Source organism: Lapillicoccus jejuensis (genome assembly GCF_006715055.1).
Taxonomy (GTDB): domain Bacteria; phylum Actinomycetota; class Actinomycetes; order Actinomycetales; family Dermatophilaceae; genus Lapillicoccus; species Lapillicoccus jejuensis.
In genome coordinates, this window is record NZ_VFMN01000001.1 from 4,527,454 (window position 1) to 4,548,111 (window position 20,658).

The 20,658-nt window shown below is 74.8% G+C and carries 19 protein-coding genes and 1 riboswitch; of the genes, 8 read left to right on the forward strand and 11 right to left on the reverse strand.

All coding sequences use genetic code 11. From position 1 onward, the window contains the following. Window positions 1-4 precede the first annotated feature (4 nt). Complete coding sequence (locus tag FB458_RS20915) at window positions 5-1,084, reverse strand: NADH:flavin oxidoreductase/NADH oxidase (protein ID WP_141850189.1); 1,080 nt, start codon at window positions 1,082-1,084, stop codon at window positions 5-7. A gap of 85 nt (window positions 1,085-1,169) precedes the next feature. Then, on the reverse strand, window positions 1,170-2,492 hold the full coding sequence (locus tag FB458_RS20920) for a bifunctional o-acetylhomoserine/o-acetylserine sulfhydrylase (RefSeq protein ID WP_141850190.1): 1,323 nt from the start codon (window positions 2,490-2,492) through the stop codon (window positions 1,170-1,172). An 86-nt stretch (window positions 2,493-2,578) separates the two neighbouring features. Further along, a riboswitch (SAM riboswitch) is annotated at window positions 2,579-2,693 on the reverse strand. 193 nt (window positions 2,694-2,886) lie between these two features. Between FB458_RS20920 and FB458_RS21695 the strand changes: the two genes are divergently transcribed. The 3 genes from FB458_RS21695 (at window position 2,887) to mgrA (ending at window position 6,238) form a co-directional block, all read left to right on the forward strand. Next, entirely contained in the window at window positions 2,887-3,912 is a 1,026-nt protein-coding gene (locus FB458_RS21695) for an FG-GAP repeat domain-containing protein (RefSeq protein WP_211356118.1), read from the forward strand. Window positions 3,913-4,029: 117 nt separating this feature from the next. Then, window positions 4,030-5,163, forward strand: a complete 1,134-nt coding sequence (locus tag FB458_RS20930; RefSeq protein ID WP_246061436.1) for an AAA family ATPase — start codon at window positions 4,030-4,032, stop codon at window positions 5,161-5,163. Between the two features lie 31 nt (window positions 5,164-5,194). Continuing rightward, on the forward strand, window positions 5,195-6,238 hold the full coding sequence (gene mgrA, locus FB458_RS20935; protein WP_141850191.1) for an L-glyceraldehyde 3-phosphate reductase: 1,044 nt from the start codon (window positions 5,195-5,197) through the stop codon (window positions 6,236-6,238). 33 nt (window positions 6,239-6,271) lie between these two features. Here mgrA and FB458_RS20940 read toward each other — a convergent pair whose 3' ends face one another. Genes FB458_RS20940 through FB458_RS20970 form a run of 7 tightly spaced genes read right to left on the reverse strand, consistent with a single transcriptional unit; the run spans window position 6,272 to window position 14,307 of the window. Beyond that, entirely contained in the window at window positions 6,272-6,658 is a 387-nt protein-coding gene (locus FB458_RS20940) for a DNA polymerase ligase N-terminal domain-containing protein (RefSeq protein ID WP_141850192.1), read from the reverse strand. Window positions 6,659-6,661: 3 nt separating this feature from the next. Beyond that, window positions 6,662-7,510, reverse strand: a complete 849-nt coding sequence (locus FB458_RS20945; protein WP_141850193.1) for an SDR family NAD(P)-dependent oxidoreductase — start codon at window positions 7,508-7,510, stop codon at window positions 6,662-6,664. Then, window positions 7,507-8,979, reverse strand: a complete 1,473-nt coding sequence (locus FB458_RS20950) for an aldehyde dehydrogenase family protein (RefSeq protein WP_141850194.1) — start codon at window positions 8,977-8,979, stop codon at window positions 7,507-7,509. The genes FB458_RS20945 and FB458_RS20950 overlap by 4 nt, the downstream gene beginning before the upstream one ends. After that, window positions 8,976-10,937: a dipeptide ABC transporter ATP-binding protein gene (locus FB458_RS20955; protein ID WP_246061437.1), complete on the reverse strand. Its 1,962-nt coding sequence runs from the start codon at window positions 10,935-10,937 to the stop codon at window positions 8,976-8,978. The genes FB458_RS20950 and FB458_RS20955 overlap by 4 nt, the downstream gene beginning before the upstream one ends. After that, the gene (locus FB458_RS20960; protein WP_170185781.1) at window positions 10,934-11,812 is read right to left on the reverse strand and encodes an ABC transporter permease; all 879 of its coding nucleotides are present in this window, start codon (window positions 11,810-11,812) and stop codon (window positions 10,934-10,936) included. The genes FB458_RS20955 and FB458_RS20960 overlap by 4 nt, the downstream gene beginning before the upstream one ends. Continuing rightward, complete coding sequence (locus FB458_RS20965; protein ID WP_141850195.1) at window positions 11,809-12,759, reverse strand: ABC transporter permease; 951 nt, start codon at window positions 12,757-12,759, stop codon at window positions 11,809-11,811. Before FB458_RS20965 ends, FB458_RS20960 begins: the two co-directional genes overlap by 4 nt. Before the next feature lie 6 nt (window positions 12,760-12,765). After that, window positions 12,766-14,307, reverse strand: coding sequence for an ABC transporter substrate-binding protein (locus FB458_RS20970; protein WP_141850196.1), 1,542 nt, complete (start codon window positions 14,305-14,307; stop codon window positions 12,766-12,768). A gap of 117 nt (window positions 14,308-14,424) precedes the next feature. On the opposite strand from FB458_RS20970, the gene FB458_RS20975 reads away from it, so the two are divergent. Genes FB458_RS20975 through FB458_RS20990 form a run of 4 tightly spaced genes read left to right on the forward strand, consistent with a single transcriptional unit; the run spans window position 14,425 to window position 18,111 of the window. Beyond that, complete coding sequence (locus FB458_RS20975; RefSeq protein WP_141850197.1) at window positions 14,425-15,852, forward strand: amidase; 1,428 nt, start codon at window positions 14,425-14,427, stop codon at window positions 15,850-15,852. A gap of 10 nt (window positions 15,853-15,862) precedes the next feature. Then, window positions 15,863-16,660 carry a FadR/GntR family transcriptional regulator gene (locus tag FB458_RS20980; protein ID WP_141850198.1) on the forward strand — a complete coding sequence of 266 codons (798 nt, stop codon included), beginning with the start codon at window positions 15,863-15,865 and terminating at the stop codon, window positions 16,658-16,660. A 48-nt stretch (window positions 16,661-16,708) separates the two neighbouring features. Continuing rightward, window positions 16,709-17,170 (forward strand): nitroreductase family deazaflavin-dependent oxidoreductase, encoded by a 462-nt coding sequence (locus FB458_RS20985; RefSeq protein ID WP_141850199.1) that lies wholly within the window; start codon window positions 16,709-16,711, stop codon window positions 17,168-17,170. 5 nt (window positions 17,171-17,175) lie between these two features. Further along, window positions 17,176-18,111 (forward strand): PfkB family carbohydrate kinase, encoded by a 936-nt coding sequence (locus FB458_RS20990; protein WP_141850200.1) that lies wholly within the window; start codon window positions 17,176-17,178, stop codon window positions 18,109-18,111. A gap of 3 nt (window positions 18,112-18,114) precedes the next feature. On the opposite strand, the gene FB458_RS20995 is transcribed toward FB458_RS20990, so the two are convergent. Next, window positions 18,115-18,498 (reverse strand): hypothetical protein, encoded by a 384-nt coding sequence (locus FB458_RS20995; protein WP_141850201.1) that lies wholly within the window; start codon window positions 18,496-18,498, stop codon window positions 18,115-18,117. A gap of 106 nt (window positions 18,499-18,604) precedes the next feature. Here FB458_RS20995 and FB458_RS21000 point away from each other — a divergent pair, with 106 nt between their 5' ends. Beyond that, complete coding sequence (locus FB458_RS21000) at window positions 18,605-19,513, forward strand: NUDIX hydrolase (RefSeq protein ID WP_170185782.1); 909 nt, start codon at window positions 18,605-18,607, stop codon at window positions 19,511-19,513. A 22-nt stretch (window positions 19,514-19,535) separates the two neighbouring features. On the opposite strand, the gene FB458_RS21005 is transcribed toward FB458_RS21000, so the two are convergent. Next, window positions 19,536-20,645, reverse strand: coding sequence for a PfkB family carbohydrate kinase (locus tag FB458_RS21005; protein WP_141850203.1), 1,110 nt, complete (start codon window positions 20,643-20,645; stop codon window positions 19,536-19,538). Window positions 20,646-20,658 lie beyond the last annotated feature (13 nt).

The window sequence follows — 20,658 nt, forward strand, 5'->3', positions numbered from 1 at the left end:
TCCCTCACGCGGTGGGCCAGGTGCCGCGGGTGTACTGCGGCGGCCAGGGGGCGTCGTCGACGGCGACGCCGAGCTCGTGCGCGGCGCGCAGCGGCCACGCGGGCTCGCGCAGGGCGGCGCGGGCGAGCAGGACGACGTCGGCCTCGCCGTTGGCGAGGACCTTCTCCGCCTGGACCGGCTCGGTGATCAGCCCGACCGCGCCCGTCGCGACACCGGCGCCGGAGCGCACCCCGGCCGCGAGCGGCACCTGGTAGCCGGGGCCGACGGGGATCGACGCCGGCGCGTTGCCACCGGAGGACACGTCGACGAGGTCGACCCCGCGCGGCGCCATCAGCCGGGCCAGCTCGACGGACTGCTCGAGGTCCCAGCCGCCCTCGAGCCAGTCGGTGCCGGAGATCCGCACGAGCAGCGGCATCCCGTCGGGGATCGCGCCGCGGACGGCGTCGACGGTGTCGAGCAGCAGCCGGGTGCGGCCCTCGAAGGAGCCGCCCCACGCGTCGTCTCGGTGGTTGGACAGCGGGGAGAGGAACTCGTGGAACAGGTAGCCGTGGGCGGCGTGCAGCTCCACGGTGTCGAAGCCGGCGTCGACCGAGCGGACCGCGGCGTCGCGGAAGTCGCGCACGACCTCGGCGATGCCCTCGACGTCGAGCTGCTGCGGGGCGTCGTAGCCCGGGTAGGGCTCCTCGCTCGGACCGACCGGCACCCAGCCGCCGTCCGCCGCGGGGACGGTGCCGTGCTGCGGCGCCCAGGGCCGGTAGGTCGAGCCCTTGCGGCCGGCGTGCGCCAGCTGGGTCCCGATGGCGGCGCCCTGGCCGTGGACGACGTCGACGACGCGCTCCCACGCCTGGGCCTGGTCGTCGCTCCAGATGCCGGCGTCCTGCGGCGAGATCCGTCCCTCGGGCGAGACGGCGGCGGCCTCGGTGAGCAGCAGGCCGAAACCGCCGGTGGCGCGGGCACCGAGGTGGACCAGGTGCCAGTCGTTCGGCAGGCCCTCGTCGCTGGAGTACTGGCACATCGGCGCCAGCCAGGCGCGGTTGCGGACGGTCAGCGAGCGCAGGGTGATCGGGTCGAACAGTCCGGGCACGGAGGTGCTCCTCGGGTCGCGGCGGGCGGGCGTCGTACGGGGCCAACCCGCCCCGCCCGCGCGCGATTCCCGTGGTGCAGGGCCCTCAGGACACCTTGGCCGCGGTGAAGCCCTGCTCGAGGTCGGCGAGGATGTCGTCGATGTGCTCGATGCCGACGGCGAGGCGCACGAGCCCCGGCGTGACCCCGGCGGCGAGCCGGTCCTCGTCGCCGCCCTGGCTGTGCGTCGTCGACGCCGGGTGGATGGCCAGCGAGCGCACGTCGCCGATGTTGGCGACGTGGCTGTGCAGGCTCAGCCCCTCGACGAACCGCTTGCCCGCCTCGATCCCGCCCTCGATCTCGAAGGCGAGCACCGCGCCCGCGCCGCGGGGCGCGTACTTCTGCGCGAGCGCGTACGACGGGCTGTCCGGCAGTGACGCCCACACGACCTTCTCGACCTGGGCGTGGCCGGCGAGGAACGTCGCGACCTTGTGGGTGTTCTCGACGTGCCGCTCGACCCGCAGGCTCAGCGTCTCGATGCCCTGGCCGATGAGGAAGGCGTTGAACGGCGAGACGGCGGCGCCGGTGTCGCGCAGGCCCTGCACGCGCGCCTTGAGGATGAAGGACAGGTTGGCGCCGAAGGGGCTGCCGACGCCGAGGTCCCGCGCGTAGACCAGGCCGTGGTAGCTCTCGTCGGGGGTGTTCCAGTTGGCGTAGCGCTGCGGGTCCTGCGCGTAGTCGAACGTGCCGCCGTCGACGATGACGCCGGCGACGGTCGTGCCGTGCCCGCCGAGGTACTTCGTCGCCGAGTGCACGACGACGTCGGCGCCCCACTCCAGCGGCCGGATGAGGTACGGCGTCGCGATGGTGTTGTCGACGACGAGCGGCACCCCGACCTCGTGGGCGACACCCGCGACGCCCTCGATGTCGAGGACCTCGGCCTTGGGGTTGGCGATCGTCTCGCCGTAGAAGAGGGCGGTGTTCTCCCGGGCGGCGGCACGCCACGAGTCCAGGCTGGTCGGGTCCTCGACGAAGGTGACCTCGATGCCGAGCCGCGGCAGCGTGTACTTGAGCAGGTTGTAGGTGCCGCCGTAGAGCGACGGGCTGGCCACGACGTGCCCGCCGGCCTGCGTGATGGTGAGGATGGCGAGGGTCTCCGCGGCCTGGCCCGACGCGGTGAGCAGCGCCCCGACGCCACCCTCGAGCGCGTTGACCTTCTGCTCGATGGCGTCCTGCGTGGGGTTCATGATCCGCGTGTAGATGTTGCCGAACTCGCTGAGCGCGAAGAGGTTCGCGGCGTGCTCGGTGTCGCGGAACTGGTAGCTGGTCGTCTGGTAGATCGGCAGCGCCCGCGCGCCGGTCGTCGGGTCGGGCGCCTGACCGGCGTGGACCTGCTTGGTCTCGAAGGACCAGTTCGGGGTGTCGCTCATGTCGTCTCCTCGGAACTCATGTCGTGCACATGGAACACTCTCGTCGGCGACACGGTCGGCGCACCGTCGACGGTGCGGGAGCCGGAGCCCCGCGCTTGCCGGGACCCGAGGGTCCGCGACCAGGTCCTCACCCGGGGCACCCCACCGCGAGTGGAGGGTTGCCGGTCAGCGAGCCGGGGCTTGTCGCTGACACTCATGACCTGCACCGATGCTAGGACATCGACCGCCCGGGTGGTGAACCCCCCGTCCCGCCTGGCGGACGGACCCCGGCGAGGGTCGGCCGGTTTCGCCGGTTCCGTCCCCCGGGTGGGACCCGGCGTGCTCTGATGTGCCGGATCAGGGCTCCCAGGCTCCTCCCAGCCCGACGTCGACGACAGCTCACGAAGGAGTGACCATGCGGGTACGGCGCACGGTGCGGATGGTGGTGGCCTCGGTCGCCGCCCTGGTGGGGGCGGGTGCCGGGTCCCTCGTGGCCGCGCCGGCGGTCGACGCGGCCACCGTGGTCCGCACGAGCAGGGTGGTGTGGGGGATGAACGGAGACGTCCCGGTCGCCGGCGACTACACCGGTGACGGGCGCCGCGACCTGGCGGTGTGGCGACCCTCGACCGGGACCTGGTACATCCAGGGCCTTCCCACGTTCAGCTGGGGTGTCGCGGGTGACGTGCCCGTCGTGGCCGACTTCACCGGCGACGGTCGGATCGACCCGGCGGTGTGGAGGCCGTCGACCGGCACCTGGTACATCCGCGGCGTGGCCAAGGTCGTCTGGGGCCTCCAGGGCGACGTCCCGGTCGCCCGGGACTGGAACGGGACGCGCGGGGCGGACCTGGCCGTCTGGAGGCCGTCGACCGGCACCTGGTACGTCCGGGGCGTGACGACGACCGCGTGGGGCCTGAACGGCGACGTCCCCGTCCCCCGCGACTGGAACAGCGACGGCCGTTCCGACCTCGCCGTCTGGCGTCCCTCCACCGGCACGTGGTACCTGCGCGGCATCGCGACCGTCGCCTGGGGCCTGAACGGCGACGTGCCCGTCCCGGCCGACTACTCCGGCGACGGCCGTCCCGAGCTCGCGGTCTGGCGCCCGTCGACCGGCACCTGGTACGAGCGCGGGGTCGCGACGGTCACCTGGGGCCTGCCCGGCGACGTGCCGCAGACCGGTGACTTCCTCGGGACCTCGGCCGCCGACCAGGTCGTGTGGCGCCCGTCCACCGGCACCTGGTACCTGCGCTGGCAGGAGGTGACGACGTCCCCGACGCCGCCCGCGCCCACGACCCGGTGCGACCCGTCGTACCCGACGATCTGCCTCCCCCCGCCGCCCCCGGACCTGGACTGCTCGCAGATCCCGTACCGCAACTTCCCTGTGCGCCAACCCGACCCGCACCGCTTCGACGCCGACCACGACGGCATCGGCTGCGAGAGCTGACCGCGGGACCCCTCGTCGCACGGACCCGTCGGGGTCAACCGGATTCACCGGACGCCGCGCTCCCGCTCGGCTAGATTCGGAGGTCGACGCCGCCGCACCGACAGAGCAGGGGTATCCGTGAGCGACAGCCTCGACCGGCGGGCGACCGTGTCCGCTCCGGCGCCCTCGCACGTCGCCGGGAAGGGCGGACGCCGCTTCCGGCACGGACTGGTCATCGGCACCTTCTACCCCCCGCACGTCGGGCACCTGGCGCTGGTGCGCGCCGCGCTGTCGCGCTGCGATCGGGTGACCGTCGAGGTGCTCGGCGGCAGCACCGAGTCCATCCCCGTTCCGCTGCGGGTCCAGTGGCTCGTCGAGGAGGCGCCGACGGCGCGCGTGACCTCGGTCGTCGACGACGCCGAGATCGACTTCGAGTCGGCCGCCGCCTGGGAGCACCACACGGGCGTGATCCGCAGCCTGCTCGACCCCGCCGACGGGCCGGTCGGGGCGGTCTTCACCTCGGACGCGTACGGTGAGGAGCTGGCCCACCGGCTCGACGCGGAGTGGGTGCGCGTCGACCCCGAGCGCTCGTCGCTCACCGTCTCGAGCACCGCCGTGCGGCGCGACGTTCCCGGTCACTGGTGGGCCCTGCCGGCCGCGGCCCGTGCCCACCTGGCCAAGCGGGTCGTCGTCCTCGGCGCCGAGTCCAGCGGGACGACGACGCTGGCCAGCGACCTCGCCGACCGGTACGGCGTCCCCTGGGTCCCGGAGTACGTGCGGGCCTGGGCGGTCGCCCGTCCGGGTGGGCCCGGGGCCCCCTGGCAGGACGTCGAGCTCGATCTCGTCGCGCAGGCCCAGGCCGCCGGGGAGGACGCCGCCGCGCGTCGCACCCCCCGACCGCTCCTGCTCTGCGACACCGACGTCCTCGCCGCCGCGGTCTGGCACCAGCGGCACGTGGGGTCGCGCTCCCCCCGGCTGGAGGCGCTGGCTGCCCAGCGGGTGCCGGACCTGTACCTGCTGACCTCGCCGGACGACGTCCCCCTGCCGCGCGGCGCGGGGGCCGACGGCGAGCGCCGGCGGGCGGCGATGCACGAGGGCTTCCGGCAGGTGCTGGCCGCCCGGCCGGCCCGGTGGGTCGAGGTCGCGGGCGACCGCGAGGAGCGTCTCGCCCGGGCCACGCAGGAGGTCGACGCGCTGCTGGCGCGCGGCTGGGACCTGGCCCCGTCGCTCGAGCAGCAGCAGCACGCGGCCCGTCGGCACGGGGCGACCTGACGCGCTCCGCCGGCTCGGGCAGGATGGGCGGGTGACCCTCCACGCGGACGACTACCAGGCCTCCCGATCGCGCTACCAGCAGACGCCGTACCGACGGTGCGGACGCAGCGGGCTGGACCTGCCCGCCGTGTCGCTCGGGCTCTGGCACAACTTCGGCGACGACGTGCCGCTGGAGCGGCAGCGCGCCGTGCTGCGCCGTGCCTTCGACCTCGGCGTCACCCACTTCGACCTGGCCAACAACTACGGCCCGCCCTACGGATCGGCCGAGCGCAACTTCGGCACGATCTTCGCCCAGGACTTCCGCCGCTACCGCGACGAGCTCGTCATCAGCAGCAAGGCCGGCTACGACATGTGGCCCGGTCCGTACGGTCAGGGCGGCGGCTCGCGCAAGTACCTGCTCGCCTCCCTCGATCAGTCGCTGCAGCGGATGGGCCTCGACTACGTCGACATCTTCTACTCGCACCGCTTCGACGACACGACCCCGCTCGAGGAGACGATGGGCGCCCTCGACACCGCCGTGCGCTCCGGCAAGGCGCTGTACGTCGGCATCTCCTCCTACAGCGGCGACCGCACCCGGGAGGCGGTGGAGATCCTGCGCTCGATGGGCACCCCGCTGCTCATCCACCAGCCGTCGTACTCGATGCTCAACCGCTGGGTCGAGGAGGACCTGCTCGACGTCCTCGGCGTCACCGGCACCGGCTGCATCGCGTTCTCCCCGCTCGCCCAGGGCATGCTCACCGACAAGTACCTCAAGGGCGTGCCGGCCGGGTCGCGCGCCTCGCAGGGCAAGTCGCTCTCGCCCAAGCTGCTCACCGAGCAGTCGATGAAGCACGTCCGCGCGCTCAACCGGATGGCCAAGGCCCGCGGGCAGTCGCTGGCCCAGATGGCCATCGCCTGGGTGCTGCGCGACGCCCGGGTGACGTCGGCGCTCGTCGGCGCGTCGAGCGTCAAGCAGCTCGAGGACTCGGTCGGGGCGGCGCAGAACCTCGGGTTCACCACCGAGGAGCTGGAGAAGATCGACAGGCACGCGGTCGAGGGCGGCATCAACCTGTGGAAGACGTCCTCCTCGTCCTGACCCGCCCCACCCTCGTGACGCAGCCCGGCCCGGTCACGGGCCGGGCTGCTCGCGCGAGAGGTGGACGAGCCAGCTGGGCCGGCCGCGACCGAACCGCCCGCCCTCGGTGCGGATCAGCGCGTAGCGCCGCACCGACTCCCGTCCGTGGAGGATGAATCCCAGGAAGCCGTCGTCGCGGCGGTCCTCCTCCCACCAGCCGGTGTCGGCGACCGACTTGTGCTCGTCCTCGTAGCCCAGGTGGTCGAGCTCGTGGTCGTCGACCTCGATGGCGAGCCGGTTGCGGGACGGGTCGGTCGGCAGGCCCTTCGGCACCGCCCACGAGCGCAGCACCCCGCCCTCCTCGAGGCGCAGGTCGTAGTGCGGCTGGGGCTTGCGGTGGTCGTGCAGGACGAACTGCGGACGACCCTGCTCGTCGGGCACGGCTCAGCCCGGCGGCGTGAACCGGCCGTCGACCGCGGTCCAGCCCGCGTCGACGACGAGCTGGCTGCCGGTGACGAAGCTCGACGCGTCCGAGGCGAGGTAGACGACGGCGCCGGCGATCTCCCCCGGGTGGGCCCACCGCCCCAGCGCGCTCTTCGTCGCGTAGGCGCCCGCCCACTCCTCGTCCGCGCGGATCTGGGTGGTCAGCGGCGTGCCGACGACGCCCGGCGCGATGGTGTTGGCGCGCACCCCCTGGGGTCCGAGCTCGGCCGCGACGGTCCGCAGCAGCTGGAGCAGCCCCGCCTTCGTCGCGGCGTAGACGCCCTGCCCCGGCTCCACCATCACGGCGCGCATCGAGGCGAGCCCGATGATGCTGCCGCGGCCGCGCTGCGCCATCCCGGGACCGAAGGCCCGCACGAGGTCGAAGGCGGCCCGCAGGTTGAGACCGACGACCCGGTCGAACTCCTCGCCGGAGTAGTCGAGGACGCGCTTGCGCACGTTGGTGCCGGCGGTGAACACAAGGGTGTCGACGACGCCGAGCTCGGCCGCGGACTGCCGTACGGCGTCCTCGTCGGTGACGTCGAGCTCGTGGGTCACCAACCCGCCGTCGTACGACGCCCCGTCGGCCTCGGCGACCGTCGCCTCGGCGGCGGCGAGGTCGCGGTCGGCGACGACGACGCGTGCGCCCTGGGCGGCGAGGGCGAGCGCGCTCTCGCGGCCGATGCCGCTGCCGCCGCCGACGACGAGGGCGGTGCGCCCGTCGAGGCGGAAGAGCCGCGCGTAGTCGGGGCGCGGGCCGTCGGCGACGGAGAAGTAGTCGGGGGACGAGGGTTCCTGGGTCGGGTCGGTCATGGGCGGGGGTCCTTCCGGGTGCGGGGGCGGATGACGGCCATCCGCGTGACGGTGAGCTCCTCGATGGCGAAGCGCGGTCCCTCGCGGCCGGCGCCGGAGTCCTTGACACCGCCGTACGGCATGACGTCGGAGCGGAAGCCCGGCACCTCGTTGACGATGACGCCGCCGGCCTCGATCCGGTCGACGGCCTCGAAGGCGGTGTCGAGCGAGGACGTGAAGACGCTGGCCTGCAGGCCGTAGCGCGAGGCGTTGACCACGTCGTACGCCTCGTCGAGGTCGCGGACGGTGCGGACGGCGACGACGGGCCCGAAGACCTCCTCGTCCCAGGCGCGGACGCCGTCGGGGACGTCGGCGACCAGGGTGGGCGCGACGACGCCGTCCCGGACGTCACCGCCGTGCACGACGCGCGCGCCGGCGTCGACCGCCTCCCCCAGCCACTCGGCGACCCGCGCGGTCGCGCCGGCGTCGATGAGGGCGCTGACCCGGGTGGCCGGGTCGCGGGGGTCCCCGACGACGACCTCGCCCATCCTGGCCGAGACCTTGCCCAGGAAGGCGTCACGGACGGCCTCGACGACGACGAGGCGCTGCACGCTGATGCACGCCTGCCCGGAGGCGTAGTAGCCGCCGCGGACGACGGCGTCGGCCGCGGCGTCGAGGTCGGCGTCCGCCGCGACGACGAGCGCGGCGTTCGAGCCGAGCTCGAGCAGGACCTCGGTCGGCGCGGCGTCGCGGGCGATCCGGTGGCCGACGTCGGCCGACCCGGTGAACGAGACCGCCCCGAGCCGCCGGTCGGTGGTGAGGGCCACCCCGACGTCGACGCCGCCGGTGACCAGCTGCACCGCCCCGGCCGGCGCCCCGGCCGCGACGAGCGCCTCACGCAGCAGGTGGACCATCCAGAGCGTGGCGAGCGGCGTCTGCGGGGCGGGCTTGACGACGATCGGGCACCCGGCGGCGAGCGCGGGGGCGACCTTGTGCGAGGCGAGGAGCAGCGGGTAGTTGAAGCCGGCGATCCCGACGACCACCCCGATCGGCTTGCGCACCCAGAAGCCGAGCAGCCCGTCACCCGAGGGCAGCAGGTCCAGCGGCACGGTCTCGCCGTGCAGCCGGGCCACCTCCTCCGCGGCCGTCTCCCAGGTCAGCAGGGTGCGCTCGACCTCGACCCGGCAGTCGACGAGCGGCTTGCCCGTCTCGAGGACGAGCAGCCGCTCGAGCTCCTCGCGTCGGGCGGCGAGCGCCGCGTGAGTGCCGCGCAGGGCGGCCCGGCGCACGTGGGAGGGCAGCCGGCCGACGGTACCGCGCAGGGCGACCGCGTGGTCGACGGCGCGGGTGGCGAGGGCGGCATCGCCGACCGGCGCGGGGGCGACGAGCGAGCCGTCGTACGGGAAGCGGACGTCCTGGGACGGCAGGTCGGCGACCCACCCGTCGCCGACGGGCAGGCCGTCCGGCCAGGGACGGGGGGTGGCGGTCATCGGGCCTCCTGCGCGGGCTCGGGGGTCAGCCGGTCGAGCTCGGCCGCCGCGAGGTCGCGGGTGCCCGCCCCGGCGAGGGCGCGCTCCATCGACGGGACGGCGGCGAGCAGCCGCCGGGTGTAGGGGTGCTGGGGGTCGGACCACACCTGCTCGGTCGGGCCGGTCTCGACGACCTCGCCGTCGCTCATGACGGCGACGCGGTCGCACAGGTGGCGCACGACGGACAGGTCGTGCGAGACGAGGACGAGGGTGACCCGCAGCTCGTCGACGAGGTCGGCGAGCAGCCCGAGGACCTGGGCGCGGACCGAGACGTCGAGGGCGCTCACCGGCTCGTCGGCGAGCAGCAGCCCCGGGCGCGGGGCGAGGGCCCGGGCGATCGAGATGCGCTGGCGCTGGCCGCCGGAGAACTGGTGCGGGAACCGGTCGCCGGCCTCGCGCGGCAGCCCCACCTGCTCGAGCAGCTCGGCGACCCGGGCCTCGCGCGCCGCCCGGTCCCGGGTGGTGGCCAGCAGCGGCTCGGCGACGACGTCGCGCACCCGCATCCGCGGGTCGAGCGAGCCCGTCGGGTCCTGGAAGACCAGCTGCGGCTGCTCGCGCCGACCGGGGGTGGTCGGCCCGTCGGCGCCGGTCAGCTCGACGGTGCCGCTCGTCGGCCGGTCGAGCCCGGCGAGCAGCCGCAGCAGCGTCGACTTGCCGCACCCCGACTCCCCGACGACCCCGAACCGCTCCCCCGGCTCGACCCGCAGGCTCACCCCGCGCAGCGCGCGGACGACCGGCCCCGGCTGCCGCAGCGACCGCCGCGGCCGCCGGTAGTCGCGCACGACGTCCCGCACGCTCACCCCCACCCCCGCAGCGTCCGAGGGGTCGGTGGCTGTCGCTGCCGACCTCTCGGACGTCTCCGTCGCCGACCGCGCAGCGTCCGAGACGGTGGTGGCCGGCGCCGCCGAGGTCTCGGACGCAGGGGCGGGGTGGTGGCAGGCGAAGCCCCCATCGCCCTCCCCCGGCCCGTACGGCGTCCAGCCCGGCCGCTCCTCGCACGTCGCGTCGGCGTGGGCGCACCGGGTGCGGAACACGCAGCCGGGCGGGAAGAGACCGGCGGGCGGCACCGAGCCGGGGATGCTGACCGGGCGACCGCGCTCGTCGGTGACGGACAGGTCGGAGGCCGCGACGAGGCCCTGCGTGTAGCGGTGGCGGGGACGGGTGAAGACCTGCTCGACGGGCCCCGCCTCGACGATCCGGCCGCCGTACATGACGAGGACCCGTTCGCACGCGGTGGCGACGACGGCGAGGTCGTGGGTGATGAGCAGCAGCGCGGCGTCCCGCTCCTGCACCCCCCGCACGACGAGGTCGAGGACGAGCGCCTGCACGGTGACGTCGAGCGCGGTCGTCGGCTCGTCGCAGACGAGCAGCGCCGGGTCGTCGGCCAGCGCGATGGCGAGGACGACGCGCTGGCGCTGACCGCCGGAGAGCTGGTGCGGGTAGGCGCGAGCGGCCTGCCCGGGGTCGGGCAGCCGCACCCGGTCGAGCAGCTCGACGGCCCGGCGGCGCGCCGTCCCCCGGTCGGGCACGGTGCGGTGCACGAGCAGCGCCTCGGCGACCTGGTCGCCCACCCGCATCGTCGGGTCGAGCGCCGTCATGGGTTCCTGGAACACCATCGCCACCTGCCGGCCCCGGACGGCCGCCAGCTGCCGCTCGCTCGCGCCGACGAGGTCGTGGTCGACGCCGGCGAGGCGCACCGAGCCGGTCGCGCGGACGTCCTCCGGCAGCAGCCCCAGCAGCGACAGCCCGGTGAGGGACTTCCCGGAGCCGGACTCGCCGATGAGACCCACGCGTTCGCCGCGCCCGACCGCGAAGGACACGTCGTGGACGAGCCCGAGGTCGTGGACCCCGACGTCGAGGCCGCGCACCGCGAGCACCGGCTCGGGCCCGGTCGTCGGCCCGCTGGTCGCGGCGCTCACCGCCGGTCGTCCAGCCGCGGGTCGAGCAGGTCGCGCAGCCCGTCACCCAGCAGGTTGAACCCGAGCACCGCGAGGGCGATGGCGACCCCGGGGACGATCGAGAGCCGGGGCGCGACGAAGAGCAGCTCCTGCCCCTCCTGGAGCATCCGCCCCCACGAGGGTGTCGGCGGCGGGGTGCCGAGACCGAGGAAGGACAGGGCGGCCTCGGCGAGGACGGCGATCGCGAACGACACCGAGACCTGGACGATGACGAGGCTCGCGACGTTGGGCAGCACGTGCCGAAGGCCGATCGCCCAGGCCGGCCGGCGCGCGACCCGGGCGGCGAGGACGTATTCCTGGGACATGACCTGTAGCGCGCCGCTGCGCACGAGACGGGCGAAGCTCGGCACGGTCGCGATGCCGATGGCGACCATCGCGACGAGGGTCGAGCCGCCGTACACCGCGCTGAGCATGATGGCGAGCAGCAGCGCCGGGAAGGCGAGCACGAGGTCGCTGGTGCGCATGAGCAGCTCGCCCAGCCACCGCGGTCCCATCGCCGCGACGACCCCCACGGGCACGCCGACCACCGCGGAGACCCCGACCGCGACGACCCCGACGAAGAGGGTCGTCCGCGCCCCGACGAGGACCTGCGAGAGCACGTCGCGGCCGAACTTGTCGGTGCCGAGCAGGTGCCGGGACGAGAACCCCTGCAGGCGCTGGGTCGCGTCGACGAGGGTGGGGTCGTACGGCGTCCACACGAAGGACACGATCGCCGCCACCACCGTCAGCGCGACGAGCACGCCCCCGACGACCAGGCTCGGGTCGACCCGCCTCCGCCGCGGCGCGACGGCACCGAGCGCGCTCGCCGGCAGACCGGCCCCGAGGTCGGCGCTCACCGGGACGCCGTCCGCAGCCGGGGGTCGATGACGACGTACAGCAGGTCGACGACGACGTTGACCAGCAGCACGGCGAGGACGAGGACCATGACGACGTCCTGGACGACCTTGAGGTCGCGCTGCCCGACCGCGTCGAGGAGCAGGCTGCCGAGGCCGGGGATGACGAAGACCCGCTCGACGACGACGGCCCCGACGAGCAGGGTCGCCAGCTGCAGCCCGAGCACGGTGACGACCGGGACGGCGGCGTTGCGGGCCCCGTGGCGCCACAGCACCCGACCGGGGCTCAGCCCGGTGGCGCGGGCCGTGCGGACGTGGTCCTGGCGCAGCACGTCGAGGACGGCGCTGCGCACGTAGCGGGTGAGCACGGCCCCCTGGACGAGCCCGAGCGACAGCGCGGGCAGGACGAGCTGGCGCACGAACATCCCCGGGTCCTGCGCGGGCGGGGTCCACCCGTTGGCGGGTAGCCAGCCGAGCCGGACCGCGAAGAGGGTGATGAGCAGGATGCCGGCGAGGAAGGCGGGGACGGCGACCCCCACCTGCGACAGCGCCGAGAGCACGAGCCCGGAGAGGCGCCGGTGGCGCAGAGCGCTCCACGCCCCGAGCGGGAGCGCGACGAGGGCCGCGACCACCATCGAGGTGACGACGAGGATGAGGGTCACCTGGAGCCGGTCCAGGACCTGCGGCCCGATCGGCGCGCGCGAGACGTAGGACTGCCCGAGGTCACCGGTGAGCAGGCCCCGCACCCAGTCGCCGTACTGCACGAGCAGCGGCCGGTCGAGGCCGAACTGGCGACGCAGCTCGGCCACCGCCGGCTCGGAGGCGTTGACCCCCAGGGCGACCCGCGCCGGGTCGCCCGGCAGGACGGCCATGAAGGCGAAGACGACCACCGAGGAGGCGGCCAGGCCGACGAGCAGCACGAGCAGCCGTCGCAGCAGGCGCAGGACCACCCGACGTCACGACCGGCCGAGGGTCGTCAGGTCGAAGGACTCGGTGATGGCGTTCTTCGGCAGCCCCGTGACGTCCTTGTCGGCGACGACGAGGTTGGGCAGGAGGAAGAGGAAGTCCGCGGCCGCGGTCGTCGAGATGGTCGCGGCAGCCTTCTTCAGGTCGGCGACCTGCTCCTGCTCGGTGCCCTGGTCCGCCGCCGCGATGTCGGCCTGCACCTCGGTGTTGTCGTACTGGGTGTAGTAGTCCGGGTTCCCGAAGACGGCGGGCAGGTCGCGCGGCTCGACGTGCGCGACGATCGACATGTCGTAGTCGTGGTCCTTGAAGACCGTCTGCAGCCAGGCGGCGGGGAACTCGAGCTGGTCGAGCTGGACGGTGATGCCGACCTGCTGGAGCTGGCTCTTGACGACCTGGCCGCACGAGACGGCGTACGGCAGGTTGGGGATGCGCAGCCGCAGCGTCGGCGTCGCGTTGCCCGACGCCGCGAGCAGCTGCTTGGCCTTGGCCTGGTCGAACGGGAAGTCGCCGGTGCGGTCCTCGTACCAGGGGTCGGTCGGCGGGACCATGCTCCCGATGAGCGTGCCCTTGCCGGCCCAGCAGGTGTCCATCAGCGCCTTGTGGTCGATGGCGTAGCGGACCGCCTCGCGCACCCGCTGGTCGGTGAGCGGCGCCTTCTTGTTGTTGAAGGACAGCACGACCTCGCCGTTGGTCGTCCCCTCGATGACCTGGTACTTGCTGTTGCCCTCGAACTGCGCGAGCGACTCCGGCGCCTGCACCGTGCCGATGACGTTGATCGTCCCGGACAGCAGGGCGTTGTTGAGCGCCGTCGGGTCCTTGAAGTACTTGAAGGTCACGGTCTGGTAGGTCGGCTTGGTGCCCCAGTACGACGGGTTGGCCTTGAGGACGATGGAGTCGCCGCGGTTCCACTGCGCGAACGCGTAGGGGCCGGTGCCGACCGGCTGCGTCGCGATCGTCGAGAGGGCCTTGGGGTCGAGCATCGCGCCGATGCGCGTGGTCATCCGGAACAGCCAGTCGTTGCTCGGCTTGCTCAGCGTCACCTGCAGCTGGTGGTCGGACACCGCCTTCGCCTCGGAGACGACGTCCATGGCCGCCTTGAGCGAGACCGTCCAGGTCGACTTGACGGCGGTGATCGAGGCGACGGCGTCGGCGGCGGTGAAGGGGTCGCCGTTGGTGTACGTCGCGTCCGGCTGCAGGTCGAACGTGTAGGTCCTCCTGTCGTCGCTGACCTTCCAGTCCTTGGCCAGCGAGCCGACGATCTTGCCGTCCTGGTCCTGCTTGACCAGCGTCTCGTAGACGTTGGTCAGCAGCACCTGCGGGATCGCGGCACCGTCGGTCGTCGTGAAGTCGAGGCTGGCCGGCTCGGCGACGAGACCGATGGTGATGGCGGCCGACGAGCCCGCCCCACCGCCCGACCCGCCGCTGGCGCCGCCGCTCGCGGTCGACCCCGCGGAGCAGGCCGAGAGGAGCACGGCCAGGGTCGCGGTCCCGGCGAGGAGCGCGCGGGCGGTGGTCGAGCGGGATCGGCTCACGGGGGCTCCTGGCGTCCTCACGTCACTGGTCTGACCAGTGCACGACCGGCGGGGTGCTGGCTAATCTGTCGAGGGTCCCGTCGCTTGTCAAGGACCTCCGTCCAGGGAAGAGCCCCCGTGAGCAGTGACCAGTCCGTCCTCGAGACCGCCCGCCTCACGGCGCGCGAGCTCACCGCCCGGTACGCCGCCGGCACCCTCTCCCCACCCGACGTCCTCGCCGCGGTCGAGGCCGTGGTCGACGCCCGCGAGCCCGAGCTCAACGCCTTCTGGGTACGGTCCTCGGACACCGCCGCGCGCGAGGCCGAGGCCAGCGCGCGGCGCTGGGCGCAGGGGCGGGCACTGGGCCCGCTCGACGGCGTCCCCGTCACCCTCAAGGAGAACCTGGCCCGGGCCGGGGTGCCGATGCCGGCCGGCCACGCCGGCGCCGATCCCGTGGTGCCGCAGCGCAGCTCGCCGGTCGCTGACCGGGTGACCGAGGCCGGCGGCGTCGTGCTCGGGTCCACCGTCATGCCCGACTGGGGCATGCTCTCCTCCGGCGTCTCGAGCCGGCACGGGATCACCCGCAGCCCGTGGGACCCGTCGTGGACGACCGGGGGGTCGTCCTCCGGTGCGGGCGCGGCGGCGGCCGCCGGGTACGCCCCGCTCAACGTCGGCACCGACATCGGCGGGTCCATCCGCCTCCCCGGGACCTGGTTGGGTCTCGCGACCCTCAAGCCGAGCGCCGGCCGGGTGCCGCTCGACGCGCCGTACCTCGGCCGGGTCGCGGGCCCGCTCTGCCGCACCGTCGACGACTGCGCGCTGCTCATGTCGGTCCTCGCCCGCCCCGACGCCCGCGACTGGACCGCCCTGCCGACCACCCCGATCGACTGGGACGACCGCACCCTCGACGTGTCGGCGCTGCGCGTCGGCGTGCTGTTCGACGCCGGGTGCGGCATGGACGTCGACCCCGAGGTCGCCTCCGCGGTCGGGCTGGTCGCCGACACCTTCGCCGCCGCGGGCGCCCGCATCGAGCCGATGTCTGCGTGGATGGAGCCGCGGCTGCTCGCCGACCTCGACCTGTTCTGGCGGGTGCGTTCGCTCGTCGACCACGAGGCGCTCACCCCCGAGGGCCGCGAGCGCATCCTGCCCTTCGTCAGCCGGTGGGTGAGCAACGCGGCGGGCGCCTCCGGCACCGACGTCCTGCGGGCCTACGGCTCGATCATGGAGATCCAGCGGCGCACCGTCGCCGCCACCGAGGCGTACGACGTCGTCCTGTCCCCGGTCGCGCCCGTGGCCGCCTTCCCCGCCGAGTGGCCGATGCCGTTCGGCGACGAGGACCGCGGCATGGCGCACATCGGCTTCACGGCGCCGTACAACCTCTCCGGGCAGCCGGCGGCGACCGTCAACTGCGGCTTCACCGCCGACGGTCGGCCGGTCGGCGTGCAGCTGGGCGGGCGCCGGTTCGACGACATTGGCGTCCTCGCCGTCGCCCGCTGGTACGAGGCCGCGCGCCCCGCCGCGGCGGTCCCGGCCTTCCCCGTCACGCTGGGTGACCGGGCGGCCTGAGGTGAGCGAGGTGGGGACGCCCCCGGCCTTCTCCCCGGTGCGGTCCGTGCGTCTCTACGAGCGGATCGTCGAGCAGATCGAGCAGGCCATCGACGAGGGCCGGCTGCGGCCGGGCGAACGGCTGCCGAGCGAACGCGAGCTGGTGACCCAGCTGGGGGCGAGCCGGGCCACCGTGCGCGAGGCACTGCGCGTCCTGCAGTCCGCCGGCGTCCTCGAGTCCCGTCCCGGCGACCCGCTCGGCCCGCGCGTGGTCACCCCCGGCCCGGCGCACCTGCGCAAGCAGCTGAGCCGGCTCGCCGGCGCGGGGGCGATGTCGCTCGCCGAGGTGCTGGCCGCGCGGATGGTCCTCGACGGCGCGGCCTGCCGGCTCGCCGCCCGGCTGCGGACCGCCGAGCAGCTGGCGGCCATCGAGGACGCGGTGGCGGACATGGAGCGCCGGGTCGAGCAGGGGCACGCCGCGTTCTCCGAGGCCGACGTCCGCTTCCACGACGCGGTCGCGGCGGCCAGCGGCAACCTCCTCGTCCAGGTCGGGACGGCCGCCGTCCGCGAGGTCGTCCTGCGCCTGGTCCGCGAGCGGATCGACGAGGCCGGCGGCCACAGCCCCACCCGGGCGCGCGCCCTCATGCGCCGGTCGCTGGCCCACCACCGCGAGGTGCTCGACGCGATCCGGGCCGGTGACGGGGAGCGCGCGGCCCGGGACGCGACCCGGAGCCTCTACGCGTACTACGGCGGCCACCTCGACGCCGCCGGGCGCCGCAGCGTCCGTGCGCTGCTCGACGAGCCGGCTCCGCGGGCCCTGCGCACCTGAGCCTCGGGCGGTCCCCCGCCGCGCCACCGCTCGTGGTGTCATGGGCGCATGGAGCACGAGGAGAACACGAGCCCGTCCACCCCCGACGAGGACTACGCCCCCAGCCCGGTCGGCTGGGTGCGCGACCAGGTCGCCGAGATCGAGGCGCGCGGCGACACCACCGGCACGACGGTGGCCGACCGACCGGTCGTCGTCCTCACCATGCGCGGAGCGAAGACCGGCAAGCTGCGCAAGGTGCCGCTCATGCGGGTCGAGCACGACGGCGCGTACGCCGCCGTGGCCAGCAAGGGCGGCGCCCCCACCCACCCGACCTGGTACGCCAACCTCGTGGCGAACCCCGACCTCGACCTGCAGGACGGCCGCGAGACGCGGCCCTACCGCGCCCGGCAGCTCTCCGGCGACGAGCGCGCGCAGTGGTGGGAGCGGGCGGTCGAGGCCTACCCGCCCTACGCCGAGTACCAGACGAAGACCGACCGCGAGATCCCGGTCTTCGTCCTCGAGCCGCGCTGACCCCGGTGCCCGAGCAGCCGCCCGCCGGCCGGGCGGGGCGCGTCGTCGTCGTCGGCAGCCTCAACACCGACCTCACGGTGACGACCGCCCGGCACCCGCACCCCGGGGAGACCCTCCTCGCCGACGCCGTACGACGCTCCGGTGGCGGCAAGGGCGCGAACCAGGCGGTCGCGGCCGCCCGCGCGGGCGGCGCGGCCACGGCGATGGTCGGGGCCGTCGGCACCGACGCCGAGGGCGACGCGCTGGCCGCGGCGCTCGAGCGGGACGGGGTGGACACCACGGCGCTCGCGCGCCTCGACGGCGAGCCGTCCGGCCTGGCCGTCATCACCGTGGACGCCGGCGGCGAGAACACGATCCTCGTCGTCGCCGGCGCCAACGCCGCGCTCACCGTCGACGACGCGGCGTGCGCGGTCGTGGCCACCGCGGACGTCGTGCTCGCCCAGCTCGAGGTGCCGCAGGACGTCGTGGCGGGGGCCGCCGCCGCGCGGCGGCCCGGTGCGCTCCTCGTCCTCAACGCGGCGCCGTCGGCTCCCCTGGTCCCGGCCCTCGCCGAGCAGGTCGACCTGCTCATCGTCAACGAGCACGAGGCCGCCGACCTCGCCGGTGGGGCGGACCGGTCGCTGGACGACCTCGTCGGGACGCTGCTGGAGACCGTCCCCGCGGTGCTCGTCACCCTCGGGGCCGCCGGGTCACGGCTCCAGCGCCGGTGCGGCGAGCCGCTCGTCGTCCCCGCCCCGGTCGTGCGCGCCGTCGACGCGGTCGGGGCCGGCGACACCTACTGCGGGGTGCTGTGCGCGGCCCTCGCGGCCGGGCTCGACGACGCCACGGCGATGCGGCGGGCCTCCGCCGCGGCCGCGCTCGCCGTCCAGCGCCCGGGCGCGCAGGACGCCGTCCCCACGACCGCCGAGGTGGAGGCCGCGCTCGCCGACGCCGACCGGTGAGCCTCACCCGCCCTCGCTCGTGCCGGTCGGCGCGAGCAGCAGGTACGCCTGCGCGATCAGGATGACCGTGACCGCCACCCACGAGCCGAGCGGCAGCCGGACGCCGTACCGGACGTGGTCGAGGACGAGCAGCCCGACCTGGAGAACGACGACCCACCCCAGGGTCACCACGGCGAGCTCGGCGTACTGCAGCGACGACGCGTAGACCCAGAACAGCACGAGGAACGCCGCGACCCCACCGGCCAGGGGGACCGCGTCACCCGACCGCGACCACTCCTTGGCCGCGACGGCTCCCACCAGGTCCAGCCCGGCCAGCAGCAGCATGGCGATCGCGCCGACGCACCACGTCGGCCAGGACTCCGGGGCCCGCAGCAGGGGCAGGCTCATGACGACCTCCTTCGGTCCCCCCGACTGCCGGCGGAGCGTCCGGCGCGCTCCCCACCAGCAAGGAGGCGCACCCCGCCCCCCGGATACCGCTGGTTACAGTGGGGTCGTGAGTCGCCCAGCGCACGACCGACCGGAGCTCACGGACGGGGCCGTCGTGCTGCGCCCTCGTGCGCAGGGCGACGACGGTGACCACGCGACGGCGTACGACGTCCTGGCCGGCGGCAGCGTCGTCGGGCGGGCCTCGGTCGCCGTCGGCGACGACGGGTCGGGCGTCCTCAGCTGGCGGGTCGACCCCGCGCACGGACGCCGCGGCATCGGCTCGCGGGCCCTGCGGCTGCTCGTCGACTGGTCCCTCACCGAGACCGGGCAGGGCGGCCTCGGGCTGGGACGGGTGAGCGCGCGCGTGGCCGGCGACAACGGGCCGGCGCTGCGCACCGCGACCCGGGCCGGGCTGCGCCGCGAGGGCGTCGCGCGCCTGGGGCCGGACGCCGACGGCGACAGCCGGGAGGAGGTCCTCCTGGGCCGGGTGAGCGACGACCCGCCGTTGTCGGACCCCAGCAGCTTCCGCACCCTGCTCAACTCGTTCCTGCCCCGCAAGCGCGCCATCGCGCAGATGCTCGTGCGCGACGAGCAGGGCCGGGTCCTCATGTGCCAGCTGACCTACAAGCGCGACTGGGACCTGCCCGGTGGGGTCGTCGAGGTCGGCGAGTCACCGCGCGACGCGGTCACCCGCGAGCTCGAGGAGGAGCTCGGCCTCACCGTGCCCGCCGGCCGGTTGCTGCTCACCGACTGGCTGCCGCCGTGGAGCGGCTGGGACGACGCGCTCTGCCTCGTCTTCGACGGCGGTACCATGCCCGCCGACACGGTGACGCGGATCGTCAAGCAGGAGAGGGAGATCCGCGACGCGCAGTTCCTCACCCCCGCGCTGGTCCGGGCCCGCGCGACCGACTTCACCGCCCGCCGGGTCGAGGCCGCCCTCGAGGGCGACCGCGGCTACACCGAGTCCGGCCGCTGACCGGCTCTCCCCCGACGGCCGGTCAGGCGTCGGACTGGCGGGCCACCGTCGCGGCGGCCCGCCGGACGGGGGCGCCGGTGGCGAGCGTCTGCTGGTCGGGCAGGACGTCGTCGAGGAACGCGAACCGGCGCCGGACGGCGGTCGCGTAGGCGGTCGTCGCCGGGTCGGAGCGCGCGGCGTGCCACCAGTCCGCCAGGTCGCCCCACCCGGGGGCGGCGAGCGAGCCGCCGAACTGCTGGACCGCGAGCGACGAGCACAGGGTCGCGAAGGCCAGCCGGTCCCCCAGCGGCCAGCCGCGCAGCGTGCCGAGGACGAGCGCGGCGGCGAACACGTCGCCCGCCCCGGTGGCGTCCAGGGCCGGCACCCGCAGGGCGGGGACCGACGCCTCCTCCCCCGTCGTGCCGTCGATCGCGATGGCCCCCTCCGGGCCCAGCGTGACGACCGCGAGGGGGACGCGGTCGGCGAGGGAGTAGAGCGCGTCGTGCGCGGTGTCGGCCCGGGTGTAGGCCATCGCCTCGGGGGCGTTGGGCAGGAAGGCGTGGCAGTGCTCGAGCCGGTCGAGGACCGCGGGTGACCACGACCCGCTCGCGTCCCAGCCGATGTCGCCAAAGACGAGGGCCCCCGAGGCGGCCGCCTGCTCCACCCACGACGGGCCCTCGCCGTCGAACGCCTCGGCGAGGTCGACGAGGACGCTGCGGGTCGTCGGCGGCTCACCGATGAGCTGGTTCGACGTCAGCGGGGACGGGTGGCCGTGGGTGAGCATCCCCCGGTCGTGGTCGAGCGCCATCGACACGGTGACCGGCGAGTGCCAGCCGTCGAAGCGCCGGGAGCGGCTGAGGTCGACCCCCTCCTGCTGCTCGAGCGTGCGCCAGCAGAAGTCGGCGTAGTCGTCGTCGCCGAAGGCGGCGGCCAGCGAGGTGCGCAGGCCCAGCCGGCTCGTCGCCGTCGCGAGGTTGGCGATGCCCCCGGGGCACGAGCCCATCCCCTCGGCCCACACCTCGGTGCCGCCGGTCGGCAACGCGGGCAACCCGGTGAAGATGATGTCGAGGAAGACGGTTCCGGCGAGCAGGACGTCGAACTCCGGCTCTCCCGGACCGCGTTGGGCGGCGAGGGGGTCGTAGCCGCCGGCCATGATGGTCTCCTTC

What these genes read in the sequence shown, in the direction of transcription:
- FB458_RS20950 (WP_141850194.1), bottom strand. Translation starts at nt 8,979, where the DNA reads ATGACCGCCACCCCCCGTCCCTGGCCGGACGGCCTGCCCGTCGGCGAC.
- FB458_RS20945 (WP_141850193.1), bottom strand. Translation starts at nt 7,510, where the DNA reads ATGACCGACCCGACCCAGGAACCCTCGTCCCCCGACTACTTCTCCGTC.
- FB458_RS20995 (WP_141850201.1), bottom strand. Translation starts at nt 18,498, where the DNA reads ATGAGCCTGCCCCTGCTGCGGGCCCCGGAGTCCTGGCCGACGTGGTGC.
- FB458_RS20920 (WP_141850190.1), bottom strand. Translation starts at nt 2,492, where the DNA reads ATGAGCGACACCCCGAACTGGTCCTTCGAGACCAAGCAGGTCCACGCC.
- FB458_RS21005 (WP_141850203.1), bottom strand. Translation starts at nt 20,645, where the DNA reads ATGGCCGGCGGCTACGACCCCCTCGCCGCCCAACGCGGTCCGGGAGAG.
- FB458_RS21695 (WP_211356118.1), top strand. Translation starts at nt 2,887, where the DNA reads ATGCGGGTACGGCGCACGGTGCGGATGGTGGTGGCCTCGGTCGCCGCC.
- FB458_RS20985 (WP_141850199.1), top strand. Translation starts at nt 16,709, where the DNA reads ATGGAGCACGAGGAGAACACGAGCCCGTCCACCCCCGACGAGGACTAC.